The sequence below is a fragment of the Terrabacter sp. C0L_2 genome, assembly GCF_036352015.1.
Classification (GTDB): domain Bacteria; phylum Actinomycetota; class Actinomycetes; order Actinomycetales; family Dermatophilaceae; genus Terrabacter; species Terrabacter tumescens.
The window spans coordinates 2,572,347-2,594,524 of the sequence record NZ_CP143557.1 but is presented as its reverse complement, the minus strand read 5'-3'; the positions used below and the strand labels follow the sequence as shown (position 1 = coordinate 2,594,524).

Below are 22,178 nucleotides of genomic sequence, written 5' to 3'. Positions count from 1 at the left end.
GTCAGCAGGACGGACGGGGCGTCAGAGACAGTAGGTGGCGTCGGCCTCGGCCAGCTCCACCTTGCCCGGCCAGACGGCGGCGGCCTGCTCCCGGCACACCTCGGGGTCGTTCCAGGCGGGGATGTGGGTCAGCACGAGGCGTCGCACTCCCCCGGCGCGCACCGCGGCCTCGGCCGCCCGGCGACCAGACAGGTGGATGTCGGGCACCGTGTCGCGGCCGTCGACGAAGGCCGAGTCCGCGAGCACGAGGTCGGCGCCTGTCAGCAGCTCGTCGAGCTCGTCGCACGTGTCGGTGTCGCCGGTGTAGGCGAGCACCCGGCCCCCGGCCTCGACCCGGAAGCCGTAGGCCTCGACCGGGTGGTTGACGCGGACCGGGGTGATCGTGAACGGCCCGATCGTGACGGGGTCGCGGTGGCGCAGGTCGTGGAAGTCGAAGACCCCGAGGACGTCCTCGGCCTCGCCGCTGCCGTAGGCGCGCGCCAGGTGCACCCCGGTGCCCGGCGGGCCCCACACCGGCATCGTCGAGCGGCCTGGACCGCCGGGGAGGTAGCGCATCATGACGTAGAGCCCGCACATGTCGATGCAGTGGTCGACGTGCAGGTGGCTGAGCAGAACGGCGTCGACGGCATACGGCTCGATGTGGCGCTGGAGAGCTCCCAGCGCACCGTTGCCGAGGTCGAGCACGATGCTCCACGTGCGCCCCTCGTGCTCGGCGCGGACGAGGTAGGACGAGGCGGGCGAGCGTGGCCCGGCGAAGGATCCCGAGCACCCGACGATCGTGACGTCCACGGGACGAGCCTAGGTGCCTGCGCCGACGACGGCCGGGCGCCCGCGCGTCGGTTGCGTCACACCGAGCCGTCCCGGGGACCCTCGTCGTCCGAGTCGTCCTCGAGGTCGTCGTCGTATGCCGCCACGACGTCGCGCAGGTCGGTGCCCATGAGCGCCTGCGTCAGGGTCTCCTGCAGCCAGGTGAGGAAGTCGTACCACGCCATCGCGTAGCCGAGCGGGTCGTCGTCGTCGAGGTCGTCCATCGCGTCGTGCAGCGCCTCGGCGTCCTCTTCGGTGCGCATGCCCATGCGCTCGCCGAGCAGCAGCCGCACGTCGGTGAGCGCCATGAGGAAGGCCGGCGCCTGGGTCTCGTCGAGCACGACGCGGTTGCCGACGGCCTGCTCGACGCACTCGAGCGCGACGTCGAGGTTGCCGCTCTTGCGCTGGCGCAGCCCCTCCTCCGTCAGACGGCGGAACTCGGCGGCGATCTGGTCGTCGCCCCGGTGGGCGGTCGGCAGGAGCCGGTCCAGTGCAGGGTCACGCTCGGCGAAGGACGACGAGTCCGCCTCCGCGGCACCGTCCTTCGCAGCCGACGGCTCCTGGTCGGCAGCCCTCAGGGACAGGCCCATCGTCGCCACGAGGTCGTCGAACGCGTCACCGGTGGGCTCGATCTCCGGGGAGAGCAGCAGCCGCGTCTGCTGCATGAGCCCCTGCAGCACGATGCGCTCGGTCGACTCCAGCAGACCGACGTAGCGGTCCTGCTCGCGCAGGAAGGCGCGGGCCATCAGCTGTCCTTCTCGAACGTGGCCCAGAGCCCGTAGCCCTGGAGCGCCTCGGCGTCGCGCTCCATCGTCTCGCGCGGGCCGTTGGACACGACGGCGCGGCCCTTGACGTGCACGTCCATCATCAGCTTCTCGGCCTTGGCGCGCGCGTAGCCGAAGTACGTCTCGAAGACCCACGTCACGTACGTCATGAGGTTGACGGGGTCGTTCCAGACGATCGTCACCCACGGCACGTCGGGGGCGACGACCTCGTCGGTGGAGGTCACCTCCTGCTCGACGGGTGCGAGGGAGAGCGTGGGTGCGGTCACAGGGCCACCCTAGGTCCACCGGCGACCGCGAGGCAGACGGTCCCCGACCGCCGTTCGCGCCTAGGGTGGGGCTCGTGAGCCCGACGAGCCCCCGCGCCGCGAGCACGGCGCTGCTGACCGACCACTACGAGCTGACGATGCTGCAGGCCGCGCTCGCCTCGGGCGAGGCGCACCGCCGGTGCGTCTTCGAGGCCTTCGCCCGTCGACTGCCGGACGGGCGGCGCTACGGCGTCATCGCCGGCACGGGTCGGGTGCTCGAGGCGCTCGAGCAGTTCCGCTTCGGTGACGACGAGCTGCGCTTCCTCTCCGACCACAAGGTCGTCGACCGGCAGACCGTCGACTGGCTGGAGAGCTACCGCTTCTCCGGTCATGTCAGTGGCTACGCGGAGGGCGAGTGCTACTTCCCGCAGTCCCCGGTGCTCGTCGTGGAGTCGACCTTCGCGGAGGGCGTCATCCTCGAGACGCTCGTGCTCTCGATCCTCAACCACGACACCGCGATCGCGTCCGCCGCCTCGCGCATGACGACGGCCGCCATCGGCAGGCCGTGCATCGAGATGGGCTCGAGGCGCACGCACGAGGAGTCGGCCGTCGCGGCGGCCCGCGCGGCCTACGTTGCCGGCTTCGAGGCGACGAGCAACCTCGAGGCGGGCCGGCGCTACGGCGTGCCGACGACCGGCACCGCGGCCCACGCCTTCACCCTCCTCTACGACTCGGAGAAGGAGGCGTTCACCGCGCAGGTCGAGTCGCTCGGCAAGGGCACGACGCTCCTCGTCGACACCTACGACGTCAGGACCGCGGTCGCGCTCGCGATGGAGATCGCCGGCCCGGAGCTCGGTGCGGTCCGGCTCGACTCGGGAGACCTCCTCATCCAGGCCACCGAGGTGCGCGCCCAGCTCGACGCGGCCGGCAACACCGACACGCGCATCATCGTGACCTCCGACCTCGACGAGTACGCCATCGCCGGGCTCGCGGCCGGTCCCGTCAGCGGCTACGGGGTCGGCACGGCGCTCGTGACCGGCTCGGGCGCGCCGACCGCCTCCATGGTCTACAAGCTCGTCCAGCGCGAGGACGCTTCCGGGCAGATGCAGGGCGTCGCGAAGAAGAGCAAGGACAAGACGTCGGTCGGGGGCCGCAAGTGGGCCCTGCGACGGCTCAGCCCGTCCGGCGTGGCGCAGGCCGAGGTCATCGGCATCGGCGAGCGCCCACGCGACGACGGCAACGACCGCCCGCTCATGATCGACCTCGTCCGCGACGGTGAGGTCGTCGACCACCAGGACATCCACGAGGCGCGCGCCCGCCACGAGGCGTCGCGGGCCGAGCTGCCCCGGGCGGCGGCACAGCTCTCGCGCGGCGAGCCCGTGATCCCCACCATCTACGAGGAGGACTGAGACATGGTCACATCGGTCACATCGATGCAGCCGGACGGTGGACGGGCCCTGATCATCGTCGACGTGCAGAACGACTTCTGCGAGGGCGGGTCCCTCGCCGTCGGGGGCGGCGCCGACGTCGCCCGCCGCATCGGCGACCACGTCAACGCGCACGTGGCCGACTACGACCACGTCGTCGCGACCGCGGACTGGCACGTCGACCCGGGCGACCACTTCTCGTCCACCCCCGACTACGTCGACTCGTGGCCGGTGCACTGCGTCGCTGACAGCGACGGGGCCGACCTGCACCCCAACCTCGTCGGAGCCTTCGACAACATCGAGGCCGTCTTCCGCAAGGGCGAGCACGCCGCTGCCTACAGCGGCTTCGAGGGTCGATCCGCCGACGACGAGCAGGTGGCACTCGCGACCTGGCTCACGGAGCGCGGGGTCTCCCGCGTCGATGTCGTCGGCATCGCCACGGACCACTGCGTCCGGGCGACGGCTCTCGACGCCCGCCGCGAGGGCTTCGAGACGACGGTGCTGCTCGACCTCACGGCCGGCGTCGCCCGCCCCACGACCGACGCAGCCCTGGCGCAGCTCGCAGAGGCGGGCGTACGCCTGCTCGGCGCGCCCACGGTCGAGACCTGACGGCATACGCCGACGGCTATGGGCTGCAACGGTTCTGACCGACCGGTACGGCGCGTCACGACCCCTGTCGTCGCGACGCGCCGCCCCCTCTGGTCAGGTCACTTGCCGTTGCGGCTCACCTGGACGGTCTGCTCGACGAAGCTGGTCGCGCAGTCGAAGTCACCGCACGCGAAGGCGACGCTCACGTTCGCGGCCTTGCCACCCGCGAAGAGGCCGTTGTCGCTGAACGCGAATCCCTCCCACGCGTGCACGGCGCCGTCACACTCGAGCGGCGAGGTGAAGAAGAAGCCGTTGATCTTGACGCGACCGACCCGCTGGACGACCTGGCCCTCGATGTCGCTCGAGAAGCCGTTGGCGTTCGAGCACGAGTACGAGCCGGTCAGCCTCAGCGAGCCGTCCTTGTAGGCCGTGGCGCGCGGGTCGACGGTGAGCGTCGAGACCGGGGCCGGCGGGAGCGGCTCGAACGAGGCGACGAGGGTGCCGCCGGTCTTCGCCGGCGAGTCCGAGAAGGCCATGACGTAGTACGTCGTGCCTGCCTCACCACGGATCGCCGACACCTCCGGACCGCACGCGACGACGAAGCCGCCCGCGGTCGGGTCGCCCTGGACGATCATGACGCCCGCAGTGAAGTCGGACTGTGCCACGTCGACGAGCATCCCGTCGCCGGTGGGGTCGGTGTAGGTGAACCAGACGCTGCCGTTCGTCGCCGGAGCGCCACACTGCTCGTTGAGGGAGGCGTCGACGGAGTCGGTCGTCGCCGTGGTCGTGTCCTGGGTGATGGTCGTCGGCAGCGACGTGATGGCCGTGGCCCCGGCGGAGGTGTCGTTGGTGGGCGCTGCAGAGGCTGTGGTGGCCCCGATCGGCGCGAGGAGGGCGGCCGCGGCGAGGGCGACAAGAAGGCGTGGAGCTCTCATGGGTGATCCCCTATCCCTGTGGGCGCTCCCCGTTGAGCGCCTCACTCCACTAGACCGCCGCCACCCGGCGACGGTTGTCGGTCGGGACATCTCCTGACCAACTCTTTACGGTCATGCCCGAAATGCTCCGATTCCCTTGTCGGGCAGGACGGGTCAGCGCAGGGAGGGTCAGCGCAGGGAGGGTCAGCGCAGGACGGCGCGCAGCGCCCGGGCCGCGCGCTCGAGCCGGGGGCCGACCGTGCGCACGTCGAGGGGCTCGAGCGAGACGACGCCGACCGACGCCTCGACCCCACCCGGGGTCGGGTCTGCACGGGTCGAGAGCGACAGCGCGAGTCCGTGAGCGCCTGCCTGGAGCTCACCGTCCGTGCCGACCACCCCCGGCTCCCCCGTTCGCGCGGCGAGGATCGCCCGGCCGGCGGCCCCCTGGTCGAGCGCGTGCCGAGCGCCGGAGCGGTAGGCGACGTGGACGTCGGTCCAGGAGGGCTCCACGACGACGAGCGCGAGGGCCTCGTCGCCCTCGGCGATCGTCAGGTGCGCGGTCGCGCCGACGGTGTCGGCCAGCTCGCGCAGCACGGGCCGGGCGTCGCTGCGCACGACCGGCGTGACGGCCGAGGCGAGGCGGCTGATGCCGAGCGCGAGTCGGACCCGTCCGTCGATCGCCCGGGAGACGAGGTGGTGCTCCTCGAGGGTCGTGACGAGGCGATAGACGACGGGGCGCCCGACGCCGAGCCGGGTCGCGAGCTCGGTGATCGTCAGGCCGGCCGAGGCGCCGGCGTCGGCGAGGGTCTCGAGCACCCGGATGCCCCGGTCGAGCGTCTGTGAGGCCTCCCCCCGGGCGACCCCGGCCGGAGTGGACACGGGGCTCAGCCCTCGGAGTGGGCACCGCCGGGCACCGCCCGGCCGGCACCCTTGGACCACGACATGGCGTAGAGCCCGTCGTCGACGGCGAGGCCCCCCTCGCCGAGCTCCAGGGGCCGGAACGTGTCGACCATGACGGCGAGCTCGTCGAAGGCCTCGACCCCGATCGAGCCCTCGGTCGCGCCGGGCTGCGGGCCGTGGGCGTGGCCGCCGGGGTGGACGGAGACCGACCCCTTGCCGATGCCCGAGCCCTTGCGCGCCTCGTAGTCGCCGTCGACGTAGAACATGATCTCGTCGCTGTCGACGTTGGAGTGGTAGTACGGCACCGGGATGGCGAGCGGGTGGTAGTCGACCTTGCGCGGCACGAAGTTGCAGATCACGAAGTTCCAGCCCTCGAAGACCTGGTGCACCGGCGGCGGCTGGTGGATGCGCCCCGTGATCGGCTCGAAGTCGCGGACGTTGAAGACGTACGGGTAGAGGCACCCGTCCCAGCCGACGACGTCGAGCGGGTGGAAGGGCAGCGTGTGGATGGTGCCGACGACTCCGCCCGGTCCGTTGCCGCGGTGCTTGATGTAGACGTCGGTCTGCTCGTCCGGGTCGGCGCCGACCTGCTCGGCGAGCAGCGGGCCGTCGGGCTGGCGCAGGTCGCGCTCGCAGTAGGGCGCGTGCTCGAGCAGCTGGCCGTACTTGCTGAGGTAGCGCTTGGGCGGCGCGATGTGGCTGTTGGCCTCGATGCAGTAGGCGCGCAGCGGCTCGTCGCCGCCGACGACAGGGATCCAGCGGTGCGTGGTGGCCCGCGGGATGATGACGTAGTCGCCTTCGGCGACATCGAAGGCCCCGAACACCGTCTCGACGCGGGCGGCGCCGCGCTCGACGTAGACGCACTCATCACCGATCCCGTTGCGGTACCACGGGCTCGGCGCGCCGGCCACGGCATACGAGATGCGCACGTCGCCGTTGCCGAGCACGAGGCGCCGGCCGGTCACGACGTCCGTCGTGCCGACCGTCCCGGCGTCGAAGAGCTCGTGGAGCTTGAGGTGGCGCGGCGTCAGCGGGTGGTTCGGCGTCGTCGACTGGTCGGGCAGCTCCCACACCGCGGCGCCCACCGTCGTCGACGGGATGTTGCGGTGGTAGAGCAGCGAGCTGTCCGAGCTGAAGCCCTCCTCGCCCATCAGCTCCTCGTAGTAGAGCTCCCCCGGCGCGTCCCCCTGCCCCGGACGCCGGTGCTGGGTGTGCCGCTTGGGCGGGATGCTCCCGACCGCCTGGTAGTGCGCCATGGACGAGGCCTCTCCGTCGAGCGCGTCCGTTGAGCGGACGCGGGTGTATCGCTATTGCAACAGTGGAGTACGCTCCCGGTCATGTCAAGGACGCCGTTCGCGCCCCTCTTCGACCGCCTCGTCGACGACGCCGCCGTCTTCCCCCCTGGGCTGTCGCCGCTCGACGTCGCCGTGCGGGAGCACCTCGAGCGACGCACGGGGTCGTATGCCGCCCACATCGGGGCGCTGCTCGTGCCCGCCTCGTCCGCGGACGAGCTCGCGACGCTCGCCTCGGCCGACCCGCGCACGTCGCAGGCGCCGCTCGAGGTCAGCCTCGTCGTGCGACCCAGCGCCCCGGTGCAACCCCTCGTCGACGCGCTCACGTCGCTGCGGGACCACGACCGGGTGCTCGTCACGGCTGCGGAGCTCGGCTGGTCCGACGAGTGGCGGCACGCCCTGGCAGCAGAGGTGCCCGTCGTCGTCGAGGTGGGGCTCGGTGACGAGCAGGCCCGCGGGCTCGACGACATCGCGGCCGCCGTCGACGAGGAGCACGACGTGACGGCGAAGTTCCGCACCGGCGCGACGCCCTCTTGGGCCTGGCCCGACGAGCAGGTGCTCGGGGGCTTCCTCGACGCCGTCGTGCTGCACGGGCTGAGCTTCAAGCTGACCGGGGGGCTGCACCACGCCGTCCGCGGCACCCACGCCGGTGAGCCGATGCACGGTGTGCTCAACGTCCTGCTCGCGACCCACGAGGCCCTGCACGGCGCCGAGCAGCACGAGCTCGCCGGCGTCCTGGCCAGGCACGACACCGAGGTGCTCGTCACCGCCCTGTCGAGCCTCGACGCCGACGACGCCGAGCGCGTTCGCGGGAGCTTCGTGTCCTACGGCTGCTGCGGCGTCCTCGACCCCCTGACCGAGCTCGAGGCGCTCGGACTCATCCGCGCCACCGACCCGAAGGAGCAGCACCGGTGACCACCTGGCTCGACGTGCCCGACGACCACCTCTACGGCATCGACAACCTGCCCTACGGCGTGTTCAGCACGGCCAACGAGCCGACTCGCCGCGTCGGCGTCCGCATCGGCGACCTCGTGCTCGACGCCGGTGCCGTGGCCGCCATCGGGCGCGACGCCGGTCTCGTCGGCGACGGTCCCGACCTCGCAGCCGTGTGGCAGACGCCGAGCCTCAACGCCTTCCTCGCGCTCGGCCGGCCGGCGTGGACCACGGCCCGGGCCTGGCTGACGGAGATCCTGAGCGACGAGGTGCACCGCGAGGGCGTCTCACCGCACCTGCACCACCTCGACGACGTCACGCTGCACCTGCCCGTCGAGGTCGCCGACTACGTCGACTTCTACGCGAGCGAGGACCACGCGAGCAACGTCGGGCAGATCTTCCGGCCCGACAACGCCGCGCTGCCGCCGAACTGGAAGCACCTGCCGATCGGCTACCACGGGCGCGCGGGCACCGTCGTCGTCTCCGGGACCGACGTCGTCCGCCCGACGGGCCAGCGCAAGGGCCCGAACGACCCCGCACCGGTCTTCGGCCCGAGCATCCGCCTCGACATCGAGGCCGAGCTCGGCTACGTCGTCGGCGGCGCGACAGCGCTGGGCTCGCGCGTCTCGGTCGACGAGGCCCGCGACCACCTCTTCGGGGTCGTCATCCTCAACGACTGGAGCGCCCGCGACATCCAGGCGTGGGAGTACGTCCCGCTCGGCCCCTTCCTCGGCAAGTCGTTCGCCACCTCGGTGTCGGCCTGGGTCACCCCCCTCGAGGCGCTCGAGTCGGCGCGCACCGCCCTTCCGGGACAGTCGGATCCGCAGGTGCTGCCCTACCTGCAGGGCGACGCCTTCGGGCTCGACGTGCACGTCGAGGTGACGCTCAACGGCACCGTGGTCTCGCACCCCGAGCACGCCGGGATGTACTGGTCGCCCGCCCAGATGCTCGCCCACCTCACCGTCAACGGCGCGTCCATCCGGGACGGCGACCTCTTCGGGTCGGGGACGATCAGCGGCCCGACGCGCGAGACGCGCGGCAGCCTGCTCGAGCTGACCTGGAACGGCACCGAGCCGCTCACGCTGGACGACGGCACGACGCGGGGCTTCCTCGAGGACGGCGACACCGTGACGATGACGGCCTGGGCGCCGGGACCGCAGGGCGCGCGCATCGGGCTCGGGGAGGTCACCGGCACCATCCGCCCCGCCGTCTGAGGCGGCGTCTGCCCTCCAGTCAGTGCAGGACGACCGGCGCTGCCTGCGTCTCGTCGTCGAGCAGGTGCGACTCCTCGTGCCGGCGCGGCAGGAACCACGCGGCGACGAGGGTCGTCGCGACGAGGATCGCGGCCACGAGGAAGGTCTCGCCGAACGCGTCGGCCGCCTGAGCCAGTCCCTCCTGCACCGCTGCCGGACCGCCGACCTTGTCGACGAGACCCGGGTCGCGCTGGGCCGCGATCGCCGGCCCGGCGAGCGGCTTGGCGGCCAGGTTGTTGGTGAAGACGACCGAGATGACGGCGACGCCGATCGAGCTCGCGATCTGCTGCGTGATGTTGAGCAGGGTCGAGCCGCGCGCGACCTGGTGGGCCGTCAGCGTCTTGAGGGCCGACGTCATGATGGGCATCATCGTGCCGCCCATGCCCAGACCCATGACGAAGAGCACCGGGATCATGAAGCCCCAGTAGGAGGTGTCCGGGCCGACCTGGGTCAACGCGAACATGCCACCGGTGATGAGCAGCAGCCCGAAGGGCACGATGCGACCCACCGGGATGCGGTCGGCGAGGGCCCCGGCGATGGGCATCGTCAGCATGGCGCCGAGACCCTGCGGGACCATGAGGTAGGCCGCGTGCAGGGTGTTCTCGCCGCGCACCTCCTGGAAGTAGGTCGGCACGAGCAGCAGCCCGCCGAAGAAGGCGGCGCCGAAGAGGAACATCGTGATCGTCGCGACGGTGAGGCGGCGGTTGTGGAAGAGGCGCAGGTCGAGCAGCGGGTGCTTCGGACGGAAGCTGTAGACGACGAACGCGACGACCATGGCCAGGCCGATGCAGAAGGGAATGAGCACCTTCTTGGACACGAAGGTCCCCTCACCGGGGATCGAGCTGATGCCGTAGAGGAAGAGCGCGAGGCCCGGCGACATGAGCAGCATGCCGACGACGTCGAAGGACTCGGACGGCTCGGGGGCGTCGGACGGCAGGGCCCACAACGCATACAGCACGGCGACGACGCCGATCGGGACGTTGATGAGGAAGATCCAGTGCCACGTCGCGACCTCGATGAGCCAGCCACCGAGGATCGGTCCGAAAATCGGGCCGAGGAGCATGGGCACGCCGAGGATCGCCATGAGTCGACCCATGCGGGCCGGACCGGCGGCGCGGGTCATGATCGTCATGCCGAGGGGCATGAGCATGCCGCCGCCCAGGCCCTGCACGACCCGGAAGAGGATGAGGACCTCGATCGAGCCGGCCGTCGCGCAGAGCGCCGAGCCGGCCGTGAAGAGGATGACGGCCAGGACGTAGAGCCGCTTGGTGCCGAACCGGTCGGCCGCCCAGCCCGTCACCGGGATGACGGTCGCGAGGGCCAGCGTGTAGGCCGTGACCGTCCACGCGACGGTGGAGTACGGCACCGGCTGGCCGGACGCGTCGGGGAAGGCCGTCTGGAAGGTCGGCAGCGCGATGTTGACGACCGTGATGTCGAGGATCGACATGATCGCGCCGAGGACGACGACTCCGGCGATCTTGAGGACGGCCCCGTCGATGGCGTCGGGGTACTCGGGGTGGGCTGGAGCGGTGTGAGCAGACACGAGAACTCCGGGATGGACGGCGATGGGTGGGCCGCGGCGACGCCGCGCAGCACTGCTGGGCAGCATCCATTCTCACTCCGACCACCGACAGCGGCGCAAGCCAGTTATGCCGTCGGCCGACCCCACCGGCCCGCACCGCCCCCGCCGAGCTGCGGGGAGGCGCTCAGACCTGCTTGCGCGGCTGCTTGCCCTCGACGACCTGCGTGCTCGCGACCTTGTCGTGCAGGGCCTGGCGCTTGTCGTCCCACAGCGGCCAGAGCCCGTCGAGCAGGAAGACGATGAAGTAGATGCCACTGACGAACGGGACCAGCTGGAGCGCCGACAGCAGGCGACGGCGGATCGCGGTGACGACGTCGAGGGGGCCGGCGGCGTCCGTGCGGCGCACGCTGATGCCGAGGGCCATCTTGCCGGGCGTCTGCCCGGTCGTCGTCCAGAAGGCGATGCAGTAGATCGCCGAGAAGACCCACGACACGAGGCCCGCCTTGACGGCCTGGGCCGCGACGTCGTTGATGAGCGAGCTCATCGCTGCCTGGTCCTGGGCCGCCGCTGCGTCGACGACGCGCTGGATCGAGGCGAAGTAGTCCGGCACGAACGCGCGCAGTAGCAGATAGGAGGCGATGCCGAGGATGATGCCGTCGAGGATCCACGCCCCGAAACGCTTGCCCCACGAGGCGAGCGGGACGCCGTCGGCCGTCGTGCGGATGTTGTGCATCCACTGCGCGTTGGCCGGGGCCTGCGGGTAGTGCCCCTGCGGCGCCTGCTGCTGCGGGGACTGGCTCTGCCACCCGCTGCCCTGCGGCATCGGGGTCGTCGGCGTGGGCACGCCCGTGCGGTCGGGCGGCACCTGGCCGTACTGGCCCTGCTGCCCCTGCTGACTCTGCTGCGGCAGGCCGATGGTGCTCTGCGACGCGGTCGGCGACTTCTTCGGAGCGGTGTGGTTGGTCCACGTCACGCCGTCCCAGTAGCGAAGCATGTCGGCGTTGCTGGGGTCGTCGTACCACCCGGAGGGCTGCTGGCTCATGGCTCAACTGTGCCATGACGACGATCGACCGTGGACCCGGCATGCCGGGTCCACGGTCGATCGGTCGCGGCGTGCCGCGGGGTCTGGGTCAGAGGTTGCCGCGCTTGTCCTGCTCGCGCTCGATGGCCTCGAAGAGCGCCTTGAAGTTGCCCTTGCCGAAGCCGAGCGAGCCGTGCCGCTCGATGAGCTCGAAGAAGACCGTGGGGCGGTCGCCCAGGGGCTTGGTGAAGATCTGCAGCAGGTAGCCGTCCTCGTCGCGGTCGACGAGGATCTTGCGCTTCTGCAGCTCCTCGATCGGCACGCGGACGTTGCCGATGCGCTCGCGCAGCTCGGCGTCCTCGTAGTAGCTGTCGGGGGTGTCGAGGAACTCGACGCCGTTGGCGCGCAGGGCGTCGACCGAGGCGAGGATGTCGTTCGTCGCGACGGCGAGGTGCTGGGCCCCCGCGCCGCGGTAGAACTCGAGGTACTCGTCGATCTGGCTCTTCTTCTTGGCGATGGCCGGCTCGTTGAGCGGGAACTTCACGCGGTGGTTGCCGTTGGCGACGACCTTGCTCATCAGAGCCGAGTAGTCGGTGGCGATGTCGTCGCCGATGAACTCGGCCATGTTCACGAAGCCCATGACGCGGTTGTAGAAGCCGACCCACTCGTCCATGTGGCCGAGCTCGACGTTGCCGACGATGTGGTCGAGGGCCTGGAAGAGACGCTTGGGCTGGCCGTCGCGCTTCTCGTAGGCCGAGCTCGAGGGGACGTAGCCCGGGAGGTACGGGCCGGCATACGTCTGCCCGTCCACGGTGCGCTGGACGAGCGTGTGGCGCGTCTCGCCGTAGGTCGCGATGGCCGCGGTGCGGACCGTGCCGTGCTCGTCGCTGTGGTCGGTCGGCTCCTCGAGGACCGTCGCGCCGGCCTTGCGCGCCTGGGCGATGCACTTGTCGACGTCGGGCACCTCGAGGGCGATGTCGACGACGCCGTCGCCGTGGCGGCGGTGGTGGTCGGCGAGCGGGCTGTCGGGGTCGACGGCGCCCATGATGACGAAGCGGATCGAGCCGCTCTTGAGGACGAACGACTTGTGGTCGCGATTGCCGTTCTCGGGGCCCGAGTACGCGACGAGCTCCATGCCCCAGGCGCTCTGGTAGTAGTGCGCGCTCTGGGTGGCGTTGCCCGCGACGAAGACGATCGCGTCCCATCCGGTGACGGGAAAGACGTCGGTGTTCTCGTCGTACTCGACGAGACCGACGAGCTGCTTGAGCTGCTCGAGGTCGAGGTCGGCCTCGCGCTCCTGGTCGGTGAGGTCGGGGGCCGCGGCGGACGGCATCGTGTCGGTCATGGAGCGAGGGTGACCGAGCGCGTGCGGGTGTGCAACAGCAGCCGACACGGCTGGGCAGAGTGCACAAAGTGTTGGTCGTATGCCGCGTGGTGCTGGACACTGTGTCCATGACCTCCGCCGCGGGACCGGCAGCCCGCCCACCCGTCGACCCGCTCGACTGCCGGATCCTGCTGCTCCTGCTCACCGAGCCGGGCGTCGGCGTGCTCGGCGCGTCCCGCCGGCTCGGCGTCGCCCGGGGCACCGTCCAGGCCCGTCTCGACCGGCTCCAGCGCACGGGCGTGCTCCGGTCGATGGCGCCCGACGTCGACCCCGCCGCCCTCGGCTACCCGGTGACCGCCTTCTGCACGCTCGAGATCCGGCAGGGACGCGGCGGGCACTCCCCTGTCGTCGAGCACCTCGCGGCGATCCCCGAGGTGCTCGAGGCACACACGATCACCGGCTCGGGCGACGTGCTGATTCGCATCGTCGGCCGCGACAACGCCGACCTGCAGCGCGTCATCGACCGCGTCGTCGACGATGCCCACGTGACGCGGGCCTCGACCGTCATCTCGCTCGCCACCCGCCTCGACCACCGCACGATCCCGCTCGTCGAGCACCTGCTCGACCTCGCCCAAGGAGAGCCCGCACCGTGACCGCCAACCCGTACACCCCCCGGCCCGCCGTCGAGCTCACCCACCCCGAGTGGAGCCGCAGCGCGACGATCTACCAGATCAACCAGCGCCACTTCACGCCCGAGGGCACCTTCCGCGCGGCCGAGGCGCACCTGCCCCGCATCCGTGAGCTCGGCATCGACATCGTGTGGATCATGCCGGTGCACCCGATCGGCGAGCAGAACCGCAAGGGCGTCCTCGGCAGCCCGTACGCCGTCAAGGACTACCTCGGGGTCAACCCGGAGTTCGGCACGCTCGAGGACCTGCGGCACTTCGTCGACACCGCCCACGGCCTCGGCCTGCACGTCATCCTCGACTGGGTCGCCAACCACACCGCGTGGGACAACCCCCTTGTGCAGGAGCACCCGGACTGGTACGCCCGCGACTGGAAGGGTGACCTCCGCCCGACCCCGTGGTGGGACTGGGACGACATCATCGACCTCGACTACGACAACCCCGAGCTGCGTCGCTACATGACCGACGCCATGAAGTACTGGGTGCGGGAGGTCGGCTTCGACGGGTTCCGTTGTGACGTGGCGGGATTCGTGCCCGTGGACTTCTGGGACAACGTCCGTCGCGAGCTCGACGAGATCAAGCCGGTCTTCATGCTGGCCGAGTGGGAGTCGCGCGACCTGCACGTGCGGGCCTTCGACATGACCTACGGCTGGAGCTGGAACGAGACGCTCCACAAGATCGCGCACGGCAAGGCCGACGTCGAGGCGCTCAAGGTCTACTACGCCTGGAACGACCGCTTCTACCAGCGCGACGCCTACCGGATGCTCTTCGTCAGCAACCACGACAAGAACGCGTGGGAGGGCACCGAGTACGAGCAGTTCGGCGACGCGCTGCTGCCCTCGATCGTGCTCTCGGTCATCAGCGAGGGGATGCCGCTGGTCTACAACGGCCAGGAGGCCGGCAGCGACAAGCGGCTCGTCTTCTTCGACAAGGACGAGATCGAGTGGCGCGAGAACGAGCAGGGCGAGCTCTACCGCTCGCTGTTCGCCCTGAAGAAGGCCCACCCGGCGCTGTGGAACGGCGCGGCCGGCGGACGCATGGTGCGCGTGCCGAACTCGGCCGAGTCGGCGGTGCTGAGCTTCGTCCGGGCCGTCGGCGACGACCGCGTCTTCGGGGCGTTCAACTTCAGTGACGAGGAGCGGACCGTGACCCTCGGCGACGGCCCGCAGGCCGGCACGTGGCGGGACGCGTTCACCGGCGAGACGGTGGGGCTGACGCAAGGGCAGGAGTACACCCTCCCAGCCTGGGGCTACCAGGTCCTCACCGGCGCCTGAACCGGCGGTGGTGGGGCCTCGGGCACCCCTCCACGAGCAGCCCGAGGCCCCTGACGGCACAGGGCTTGCTGTCCCGTCTCCTGGTAGACGATCGAGATCGCAGATCATGACGCGATCCCGTCGAAACAGATCACGCGAGGCCCCTCGATCCGGGAGGATGGAGGTGCGTACCCGTCGGTGCTCCCCTGTCCCGGCGGGTACGCCTCTGCCTCGCCGCGGTCCCACTCGTGGCCGGCCGGGAACAGGGCGTCCCGCTGTCCTCCCAAACAGCGGGGCGCCCCTCCCTGCACCCGGACACGGACGCGCCCACCCGGCCGTGGCCGAGTGGGCGCGTGCGCGGATCTGCGTCAGGGTGTGACGGTGATGGGGCTGCCGTTGCTGACGAGCTTCCAGTCGAGGCTGGAGAAGACCTTCGGGTCGATGACCTTGTTGGCCGTCGCCCAGTCGATGAGCAGCTGGCGGATCTCGATCTGCCGGTTGTAGACGACCGGCGCCGTCACGACCCCCGGGAAGTTGCCGCCACCGGACTGGCGGTAGTTGTTGATCGCGACGACGAAGCGCGCGTCCGCCTTGACGGTGTCGCCGGCGTAGGCGAGGTTCACGATGCGCGAGCCGACCGGCTTGGCGAGGTCGATGTCGTAGGTGAGGTCGGCGTCGAGGCCGCCCATGACGTCGTAGTTGTAGTCCGGCGTGGCGTTGGCGTTGGTGATGGTGTCGGCGGCGACCGGACCGGTCGTCGTGCACGGCTTGTAGTACTCCGCGCTCTTCTCGAGGTAGGCCTTGACCTGCGCGCCGGTGAGCACGATGCCGAGCAGCGTGTTGTCGTAGATGTAGAGGCCGGCCACGTCGCGGATCGTCACCTCGCCCGCCGGGATGGACGCGAGCTTGTTGAACGGCGCGGCGATGGACAGCACCGGCAGGTTCGCCTCGGGCGTGCCGGCCAGGGCCTTCTTGACCGCGTCGGCCTGGACGTAGTTGATGAAGTCGATCGCGGCGGTGTCCTCGTAGCGTGAGGTCGCCGCGGACATCGCCTCGGTGCACGTGCCGATGACGCCGTTGACGTAGGTGAGCACCTTCTGGTGGGCGGCGGCCACGGCGCCGGTCACGGCCGGGTCCTCGGGCGCGACGTTGGAGTTGTAGAGCGTCGCCTCGGAGTGCACCACCTGCCACCTGCCACGGATCTTCTGCACGTCGATCGACATCCGCGTCACCCGCATGCCCCAGTAGTAGGGCTCGGAGAGCAGCACCTGCTTGCCGGTGGCCTTGTTGGTGACGTAGCGCTGCGGGATCTCGAGGTGGGCGTGGCCGACGAGCACGGCGTCGATGCCCGGGACCTCCTCGGCGAGGATCGCACTGGCGTTCTCGACGTAGGGCAGGGCGTCGCCCCAGGAGGACTTGCCGCTGTCGCCGGAGTGGCAGGCGACGATGACGACGTCGGCGCCCGCGGCCTTGAGGCGGGGCACCATGACCTTGGCCTGCTCGACGATGCCGGGGAACTTCACCTTGCCCTCGACGTTGGCCTTGTCCCAGATCGCGACGCCCGGCGTCACGAGGCCGAGGATGCCGACCTTGATGGCCTTGGTGTCGGCGAGCTTGATCGTCTTGATGACCCAGGGCTTGAAGACCGGCGCGCCGGTGTTCCAGTCGACCGAGTTGGCCGACAGGAGCGGGAAGCGCAGCTGCTTCTCGAAGGCGCGCAGGGTGTCGAGGCCGTAGTTGTACTCGTGGTTGCCGAGCGCGGCCGCGTCGTAGCCGACCTGGTTCATCGCCGCAGCCATCGGGTGCGTCGAGCCGCCGGTGATCGGGTCGATCTTGGCGTAGTAGTACGCGAGCGGCGTGCCCTGGATCGTGTCGCCGGCGTCGATGGTCAGGGTGCGCTCGGCGCCGACCTCGGCGCGGATCGCCTTGATGATCGAGGAGGCCTTGGCGACGCCGATGTCGTTGGCCTTGCCGTCGGTGTACTCGGCGTTCTTGAAGTAGTCCCAGTTGTAGACGTTGCCGTGCAGGTCGGTCGTGCCGAGCACGGTGAGCCGCACGACCTCTCCGTTGGTGCCGGGGCCGGGCGCCGCAGCGGCGCTCGAGGCGGCGCCCGCCGTGACGAGGCCGGCGCCACCGACGGCGGCGAGGGCCAGCAGCTGGCGACGGGTGGTCGATGACCCGAGGAGGGGGGTCGCGGAGGTCTGGTCGTTGCTCATGTCGTCCTTCGTCTGTCGGGTGCTCGATCGGAGCAGTCCTTGCCACAGGGTGCGCGCTCGCCCCCGAGGCGCACGGCAGACCCTAGCCCGACATCTCGTCCGGAATGGGGCGAGCAGACGTCCGGATCGTGAACCGTCAGCGCCGGCCGACGAGCCAGAGCCGGATCTTGTCGATGCGCTCGGAGACCTGGTCGGACGAGGCCGCCGCGAGGTCCGGGCCGCCGCACACGCGGCGCAGGTCCATGTGGACGTTGGCGTGCGGCAGGCCCTTCTGGCGGGCGTAGGTCGACACGAGCGTGTTGAGCTCCTTGCGCTGCGCGGCGAGGGCCCGGTGCGCCGCGACGGGCATCGGCGCGGAGGCCCCCTGCGGCGCCTTCTTGACCTGTCGGCTCTGCCGCTCGCGCAGCAGCGCGGACACCTGGTCGGGCTCGAGCAGGCCCGGCAGGCCGAGGTACTCCTCCTCGTCCTCGGAGCCGACCTGCGCGTGCATGCCCCACTGCTGCTTGTCGAAGAGCACGTGGTCGAAGTGCGCGTCGGACTCGAGGGCCTCGAAGGCTCCTTCGTCGAGGGCCCCACTCGCCTTGTCGGCGCGGTTGGCGTCGTCGATGAGGGCCTGCTCCTCGGCCCACATCTGCCCGATGTCGTCGGGGTTCGGCTTGCGGTCGAGGGCGTGGTCGCGCTGCTCCTCGAGGCGTGCCGCGTGGTCGAGCACGACCGGCACCGAGGGCAGGAAGACCGACGCGGTCTCACCACGTCGCCGGGCCCGGACGAAGCGCCCGACGGCCTGGGCGAAGAAGAGCGGCGTCGAGGTCGACGTCGCGTAGACGCCGACCGCGAGACGCGGCACGTCGACGCCCTCCGACACCATGCGGACAGCGACCATCCAGCGCTCGTCGCTCGCCCCGAAGTCCTCGATGCGCTTGCTCGCGCCGAGGTCGTCTGAGAGGACGACCGTGGGAGCCTCGCCCGTGAGCGTGCGGAGGATCGCGGCATACGCCCTCGCCTGCGTCTGGTTGGACGCGATGACGAGCCCGCCGGCGTCCTCGACGTGGCGGCGCACCTCGGTGAGGCGGCGGTCGGCGGCCGCGAGCACGGCCGGGATCCACTCCCCCTTGGGGTCGAGGGCCGTGCGCCACGCGTGCGCGACGAAGTCCTTGGTCATCGGCTCGCCCAGCCGGGCCTCGAGCTCGTCGCCGGCCTTGGTGCGCCAGCGCATGCTGCCGCCGTAGGCCATGAAGAGCACGGGCCGCACGACGCCGTCGCGCAGCGCCTCGGCGTAGCCGTACGTGTAGTCGCTCGAGCTGACGAGCGTGCCCTCGGCGTCGAGCTCGTAGGTGACGAACGGGATGGGCGAGGTGTCCGAGCGGAACGGGGTGCCCGTCAGCGAGAGTCGGCGTGTGGCCGGCTCGAACGCCTCGCGTATGCCGTCTCCCCAGCTCTTCGCGTCACCACCGTGGTGCACCTCGTCGAGGATGACGAGCGTCGAGCGCGACGTCGTCAGCTCGCGGTGCAGCGACGGCCGCGACGCGACCTGGGCGTAGGTGACCGCGACGCCGTGGTAGTCGTCGCTGTGCCGGCCCACGCTGTTGCTGAACTTCGGGTCGAGGCTGATGCCGACCCGGGCGGCGGCGTCGGCCCACTGGGTCTTGAGGTGCTCCGTGGGGGCCACGACGGTGACCCGGTGGACGATGCCGGCGCTCAGCAGCTCGGTCGCGACCCGCAGCGCGTAGGTCGTCTTGCCGGCGCCCGGCGTCGCGACCGCGAGGAAGTCGCGCGGCGACCTGCCGAGGTAGAGGTCGAGCGCCTCCTGCTGCCACGCTCGCAGCTTGCTGGCGGTACCCCACGCAGCCCGCTCCGGGAAGGCGGGTGGGAGGTGGAAGGCGGCCCCTGAACTCATAGAGGGACCACCGTAACGAATCCCCGGCGACGACATGCCGAGGCCCCGCCTTGCGGGCGGGGCCTCGACCTGGGTGGTATGCCGCTCAGTCCTTTCCGGGATGTGGCACGGCAGGCGTGCGCGCGCTCACTTGCCGGCGCGGTAGGCCGTCCACTGGGCCTGCATGCGGCTGACCTGGCCGGTGGTGAAGGTGTTCATGCAGGCGTCGTAGGTGTAGTCCATGAAGTTCTTGATCGGGTCGAGGCCGGGGCTCGTGCAGGTGTCACGGCCGGTCGGGCACTCGTAGGCGGCGCTGGCCTCGGCGGGCGTGTCGCTGACGTAGTCGCCGTTGCCGTTACAGCCGCCTTGGAAGGTGTGGTAGAGCCCCACCCAGTGGCCGACCTCGTGCGTGGCGGTGTCGCCCTGGTTGTAGTTCGTGGCGCTGCCGCCGGGCAGCGAGGCCGTGAGGATGACGACGCCGTCCATGGCGTCGTACGTGCTCTTGGGGAAGGTCGCCCAGCCGAGCAGGCCCTGGCCGATGTTGGCCGAGTAGAGGTTGAGGTCGGCCATCGTGCCCTTGCGCAGCGAGGTCTTCATGTTCTTCTCGGCCGTCGAGCCGGGGGTCACGGTGTACCAGGACGAGTTGCTCGTCGAGTCGGACCCGGCGAGCGTGAAGCTGAGCCCGGTGCCGGAGTAGGCGTTGTTGAGGACGCTGAGCTGGCTGTTGATCGTGCTGCTGCTGACGGAGCCGGTCGTGCCGTTGGTGATCGTGTGCCAGTAGACCTTGACGGTCGTCGGCGCGAACGTGCCGCCGGTGCCGGGCTTGCCCTTCTGGCCCTCCTTGACGACCTTGCCGGACGAGTCCCGCGTCAGACCCTTGGCCTCGAGCGCCTTGGTCAGCGCGGCCTCGTTGGCGCGGACCTGGGCGTCGGTCAGCTGGTGCGGGTCCTTCGCGGTGCCCTGCGTGCCACGGGCCCCGGCACCTGCGGCACCGACGGACGCGGGGTCGAGGCAGGCGGCGGCGCCGTGGCCGTCCATCACGGGTGAGGCCTGGGCCGGTGCGCCGAGCGACACCGCAGCGAGTGCGAGCGGTGCCGCGAGCATCAGGGAGCGAAGCTTCATGGGGTGACCTTTCTCGTCCGACACGACGCCCGGTCAGGCGTCGATCTCAGCGACTGTAGGTACGCGACCGTCAGTGGCGGAGCCGGGGCGAGTAAAGAACCCTTAAGGAAAGCGCAGCAGGTCGGCTGCCTGCGCGGAGCACCCTGCGACGAAGGGGGACGAACCGGTCAGGACTGCCCGCCGCCCCCGCTGTTGTCGCCGTCCCCGCCGTCCTGGGGGTCGCGCAGGCCGTCGTAGATCTCCTTGCACACGGGGCACACGGGGAACTTCTGCGGGTCGCGACCAGGGACCCAGATCTTGCCGCAGAGCGCGACCACGGGCTCACCCGACAGGGCGGACTCGAGGATCTTCTCCTTGCGCACGTAGTGCGAGAAGCGCTCGTGGTCACCCGGCTCCTGGAGCTCCTCACGGACCTCCTCGCGCTCGATCGTCGCCGTGCTCGTGCCGCGCAGCGGCTGGGGCTCGGGCTCGAAGGGGTCGGGAGGCATCGCGCTCATGCCGGAAGTCTACGGCGGGGGCCGACCGGCCGGAACGAAGCCCGATCCCGGCCCTCCGGCCACGGTCTCAGCGGCTCGTTCCGGCCGGTCGGCCCGCCGCGGGTGCGGCGAGCAGGCGTCGGCCTGCGGGGTAGGCCCCCCACGACGCCGGGGCCGCGCCTGGCCGGCCGCTCAGCAGCACCGCCTCGACGCCGCTCTCCGGCGCGGTCGCGTCCGGCTCGAGACCGAGGCGGCGCAACGTCTGGCGGGCGACGGCGACGGGCGAATCGTGGACGGTCACGCCCTCCCCCAGCGCCGCGACGATCCGGTCGACGACGAGGCCGTAGTGGGTGCAGCCCAGCACGAGCGAGCGCACGCCTGCGGGAGTCTGCGACGCGGCATACGCGATGCACTCGTCGATCGCCTGCAGGTCCCCGGACTCGACGGCCTCGGCCAGACCCAGCGCCGCGACGGCATGCGTCTGGACGTCGGCGGCGAAGGCGTCGACGAGGCCGCGGAGGTAGTCGCTCGACGTCGTGGCGGCCGTCGCCCACACGGCGACGGGCCCGCCCGACGCCGCGGCCGGACGGATGGCCGGCACGGTGCCGATGACGTGCACGCCGGGCTCGAGCTCGGCCCGGAGCGCGTCCAGCCCGTGCACGGTCGCGGTGTTGCACGCGACGACGATGGCCGCGGGCTCGAACTGCAGCGTGGCGCGGGCCGAAGCGATGATGAGCCGCTCGACCTCCGCCGGGGTGCGCGGGCCGTACGGCATGTTGTCCGGGTCGAGCGACAGGACGAGCCCGAGGTCGGGACGCAGCGCGCGGAGGGCGTCGGCGTAGCCGAGGAGCCCGAGCCCGCTGTCGACGAAGGCAACTCGCCTGGTCGACCTCGGCATCTCGGTGTGCTCCTCGGTCTCGCGCTGGGTCTCTCGCTCGGTCCCCGTCATGACCACGTCAGTTCATCGACGGGTCGTCGGGGAAGTTGGCGACGTAGGCGAGGCTGTCGCGCTGACGGCGCAGGACCTCGCGCCAGAGCCGGTCGGGTTCGGGCGTGAAGGCGTCACGCACCTCCGCGTCGACGACGTACCAGTCGCCGCGCAGGACCTCGCCCTCGAGCTGGCCCGCCTCCCAGCCGGAGTAGCCCGCGAAGATCCGCAGGCCGGCGAGCTCCGCCGCGACGACGGGAGTGGGAACGTCGAGGTCGACGAGCCCGATGGAGCCGAACAGCCGCTTGACCCCGAGCGGCTCGGGCTCGTCGCCGGGCACGGTCACGAGACCGAGCGCCGACGAGGTCGACACCGGCCCACCCTGGAAGAGCACGTGGGGCGCGGTGACGACGCGCTGCCAGCCCGGCAGCACGGAGTCCACCTCGGCCGACAGGGGCTTGTTGAGCACGACGCCCTGGGCGCCTCCGTCGTCGTGGTGGAGCATGAGGATGACGGACCGGTGGAACACGTCACCCCCGACGGACGGCGTCGCCACGAGGAGACGGCCGGTGTGGAAGGTCGAGCTCACGGGCTTAAGCCTTCCACACCG

Annotated in this window: 21 protein-coding genes; 6 read left to right on the top strand and 15 right to left on the bottom strand. The window is 71.0% G+C overall.

The features are described from left to right. Positions 1-21: 21 nt before the first annotated feature. The 3 genes from U5C87_RS11880 to clpS are packed head-to-tail and all read right to left on the bottom strand — an operon-like array spanning position 22 to position 1,858. Entirely contained in the window at positions 22-789 is a 768-nt protein-coding gene (locus U5C87_RS11880) for an MBL fold metallo-hydrolase (protein ID WP_330472798.1), read from the bottom strand. 56 nt (positions 790-845) lie between these two features. Then, positions 846-1,553, bottom strand: coding sequence for a DUF2017 domain-containing protein (locus tag U5C87_RS11875; protein WP_330472797.1), 708 nt, complete (start codon positions 1,551-1,553; stop codon positions 846-848). Beyond that, positions 1,553-1,858 (bottom strand): ATP-dependent Clp protease adapter ClpS, encoded by a 306-nt coding sequence (gene clpS, locus U5C87_RS11870; RefSeq protein WP_330472796.1) that lies wholly within the window; start codon positions 1,856-1,858, stop codon positions 1,553-1,555. Before clpS ends, U5C87_RS11875 begins: the two co-directional genes overlap by 1 nt. A gap of 74 nt (positions 1,859-1,932) precedes the next feature. On the opposite strand from clpS, the gene U5C87_RS11865 reads away from it, so the two are divergent. Both U5C87_RS11865 and U5C87_RS11860 read left to right on the top strand, forming a co-directional pair. After that, positions 1,933-3,246, top strand: coding sequence for a nicotinate phosphoribosyltransferase (locus tag U5C87_RS11865; protein ID WP_330472795.1), 1,314 nt, complete (start codon positions 1,933-1,935; stop codon positions 3,244-3,246). 3 nt (positions 3,247-3,249) lie between these two features. Further along, complete coding sequence (locus U5C87_RS11860; protein ID WP_330472794.1) at positions 3,250-3,873, top strand: isochorismatase family protein; 624 nt, start codon at positions 3,250-3,252, stop codon at positions 3,871-3,873. Positions 3,874-3,971: 98 nt separating this feature from the next. Here U5C87_RS11860 and U5C87_RS11855 read toward each other — a convergent pair whose 3' ends face one another. The 3 genes from U5C87_RS11855 to U5C87_RS11845 form a co-directional block, all read right to left on the bottom strand. Further along, positions 3,972-4,787 (bottom strand): DUF6299 family protein, encoded by an 816-nt coding sequence (locus U5C87_RS11855; protein WP_330472793.1) that lies wholly within the window; start codon positions 4,785-4,787, stop codon positions 3,972-3,974. A gap of 183 nt (positions 4,788-4,970) precedes the next feature. Continuing rightward, positions 4,971-5,645 (bottom strand): IclR family transcriptional regulator, encoded by a 675-nt coding sequence (locus U5C87_RS11850; RefSeq protein ID WP_330472792.1) that lies wholly within the window; start codon positions 5,643-5,645, stop codon positions 4,971-4,973. A gap of 5 nt (positions 5,646-5,650) precedes the next feature. Then, positions 5,651-6,922 carry a homogentisate 1,2-dioxygenase gene (locus U5C87_RS11845; RefSeq protein WP_330472791.1) on the bottom strand — a complete coding sequence of 424 codons (1,272 nt, stop codon included), beginning with the start codon at positions 6,920-6,922 and terminating at the stop codon, positions 5,651-5,653. An 81-nt stretch (positions 6,923-7,003) separates the two neighbouring features. Between U5C87_RS11845 and U5C87_RS11840 the strand changes: the two genes are divergently transcribed. Both U5C87_RS11840 and fahA read left to right on the top strand, forming a co-directional pair. Continuing rightward, positions 7,004-7,873, top strand: coding sequence for a hypothetical protein (locus U5C87_RS11840; RefSeq protein ID WP_330472790.1), 870 nt, complete (start codon positions 7,004-7,006; stop codon positions 7,871-7,873). Next, positions 7,870-9,105 (top strand): fumarylacetoacetase, encoded by a 1,236-nt coding sequence (gene fahA / locus U5C87_RS11835; RefSeq protein ID WP_330472789.1) that lies wholly within the window; start codon positions 7,870-7,872, stop codon positions 9,103-9,105. Before U5C87_RS11840 ends, fahA begins: the two co-directional genes overlap by 4 nt. Before the next feature lie 19 nt (positions 9,106-9,124). Here fahA and U5C87_RS11830 read toward each other — a convergent pair whose 3' ends face one another. From U5C87_RS11830 to hppD, 3 genes are all read right to left on the bottom strand, one after another. Beyond that, on the bottom strand, positions 9,125-10,687 hold the full coding sequence (locus tag U5C87_RS11830) for a DHA2 family efflux MFS transporter permease subunit (RefSeq protein WP_330472788.1): 1,563 nt from the start codon (positions 10,685-10,687) through the stop codon (positions 9,125-9,127). Between the two features lie 163 nt (positions 10,688-10,850). Beyond that, positions 10,851-11,708 carry an RDD family protein gene (locus tag U5C87_RS11825; protein WP_330472787.1) on the bottom strand — a complete coding sequence of 286 codons (858 nt, stop codon included), beginning with the start codon at positions 11,706-11,708 and terminating at the stop codon, positions 10,851-10,853. A gap of 88 nt (positions 11,709-11,796) precedes the next feature. Further along, positions 11,797-13,032 carry a 4-hydroxyphenylpyruvate dioxygenase gene (hppD, locus tag U5C87_RS11820; protein WP_330472786.1) on the bottom strand — a complete coding sequence of 412 codons (1,236 nt, stop codon included), beginning with the start codon at positions 13,030-13,032 and terminating at the stop codon, positions 11,797-11,799. A 107-nt stretch (positions 13,033-13,139) separates the two neighbouring features. Here hppD and U5C87_RS11815 point away from each other — a divergent pair, with 107 nt between their 5' ends. Both U5C87_RS11815 and U5C87_RS11810 read left to right on the top strand, forming a co-directional pair. Then, positions 13,140-13,664, top strand: coding sequence for an Lrp/AsnC family transcriptional regulator (locus tag U5C87_RS11815; RefSeq protein ID WP_043417370.1), 525 nt, complete (start codon positions 13,140-13,142; stop codon positions 13,662-13,664). Beyond that, entirely contained in the window at positions 13,661-14,971 is a 1,311-nt protein-coding gene (locus U5C87_RS11810; protein WP_330472785.1) for an alpha-amylase family glycosyl hydrolase, read from the top strand. The genes U5C87_RS11815 and U5C87_RS11810 overlap by 4 nt, the downstream gene beginning before the upstream one ends. A gap of 347 nt (positions 14,972-15,318) precedes the next feature. On the opposite strand, the gene U5C87_RS11805 is transcribed toward U5C87_RS11810, so the two are convergent. The 6 genes from U5C87_RS11805 to U5C87_RS11780 all read right to left on the bottom strand — a co-directional run bounded on the left by U5C87_RS11805 (position 15,319) and on the right by U5C87_RS11780 (position 22,157). After that, on the bottom strand, positions 15,319-17,166 hold the full coding sequence (locus U5C87_RS11805; RefSeq protein ID WP_330472784.1) for a bifunctional metallophosphatase/5'-nucleotidase: 1,848 nt from the start codon (positions 17,164-17,166) through the stop codon (positions 15,319-15,321). Between the two features lie 136 nt (positions 17,167-17,302). Then, positions 17,303-19,063 (bottom strand): DEAD/DEAH box helicase, encoded by a 1,761-nt coding sequence (locus U5C87_RS11800; RefSeq protein ID WP_330472783.1) that lies wholly within the window; start codon positions 19,061-19,063, stop codon positions 17,303-17,305. A 126-nt stretch (positions 19,064-19,189) separates the two neighbouring features. Continuing rightward, the gene (locus tag U5C87_RS11795) at positions 19,190-20,164 is read right to left on the bottom strand and encodes a zinc metalloprotease (protein WP_330472782.1); all 975 of its coding nucleotides are present in this window, start codon (positions 20,162-20,164) and stop codon (positions 19,190-19,192) included. A 167-nt stretch (positions 20,165-20,331) separates the two neighbouring features. After that, the gene (locus tag U5C87_RS11790; protein ID WP_330472781.1) at positions 20,332-20,661 is read right to left on the bottom strand and encodes a DUF3039 domain-containing protein; all 330 of its coding nucleotides are present in this window, start codon (positions 20,659-20,661) and stop codon (positions 20,332-20,334) included. Between the two features lie 67 nt (positions 20,662-20,728). Beyond that, a complete protein-coding gene (locus U5C87_RS11785; protein WP_330472780.1) occupies positions 20,729-21,589 on the bottom strand; it encodes a glutamate racemase in 861 nt (286 codons plus the stop codon). Between the two features lie 7 nt (positions 21,590-21,596). Further along, positions 21,597-22,157, bottom strand: a complete 561-nt coding sequence (locus U5C87_RS11780) for a YqgE/AlgH family protein (protein WP_030202918.1) — start codon at positions 22,155-22,157, stop codon at positions 21,597-21,599. Positions 22,158-22,178: the final 21 nt, after the last annotated feature.

Excerpts from the sequence above, each read along its gene's own strand:
- U5C87_RS11875 (WP_330472797.1), bottom strand. The coding sequence starts at position 1,553 with ATGGCCCGCGCCTTCCTGCGCGAGCAGGACCGCTACGTCGGTCTGCTG.
- U5C87_RS11860 (WP_330472794.1), top strand. The coding sequence starts at position 3,250 with ATGGTCACATCGGTCACATCGATGCAGCCGGACGGTGGACGGGCCCTG.
- U5C87_RS11855 (WP_330472793.1), bottom strand. The coding sequence starts at position 4,787 with ATGAGAGCTCCACGCCTTCTTGTCGCCCTCGCCGCGGCCGCCCTCCTC.
- U5C87_RS11845 (WP_330472791.1), bottom strand. The coding sequence starts at position 6,922 with ATGGCGCACTACCAGGCGGTCGGGAGCATCCCGCCCAAGCGGCACACC.
- U5C87_RS11840 (WP_330472790.1), top strand. The coding sequence starts at position 7,004 with ATGTCAAGGACGCCGTTCGCGCCCCTCTTCGACCGCCTCGTCGACGAC.
- U5C87_RS11825 (WP_330472787.1), bottom strand. The coding sequence starts at position 11,708 with ATGAGCCAGCAGCCCTCCGGGTGGTACGACGACCCCAGCAACGCCGAC.
- hppD (WP_330472786.1), bottom strand. The coding sequence starts at position 13,032 with ATGACCGACACGATGCCGTCCGCCGCGGCCCCCGACCTCACCGACCAG.
- U5C87_RS11815 (WP_043417370.1), top strand. The coding sequence starts at position 13,140 with ATGACCTCCGCCGCGGGACCGGCAGCCCGCCCACCCGTCGACCCGCTC.
- U5C87_RS11805 (WP_330472784.1), bottom strand. The coding sequence starts at position 17,166 with ATGAGCAACGACCAGACCTCCGCGACCCCCCTCCTCGGGTCATCGACC.
- U5C87_RS11800 (WP_330472783.1), bottom strand. The coding sequence starts at position 19,063 with ATGAGTTCAGGGGCCGCCTTCCACCTCCCACCCGCCTTCCCGGAGCGG.
- U5C87_RS11795 (WP_330472782.1), bottom strand. The coding sequence starts at position 20,164 with ATGAAGCTTCGCTCCCTGATGCTCGCGGCACCGCTCGCACTCGCTGCG.
- U5C87_RS11790 (WP_330472781.1), bottom strand. The coding sequence starts at position 20,661 with ATGAGCGCGATGCCTCCCGACCCCTTCGAGCCCGAGCCCCAGCCGCTG.
- U5C87_RS11785 (WP_330472780.1), bottom strand. The coding sequence starts at position 21,589 with ATGACGGGGACCGAGCGAGAGACCCAGCGCGAGACCGAGGAGCACACC.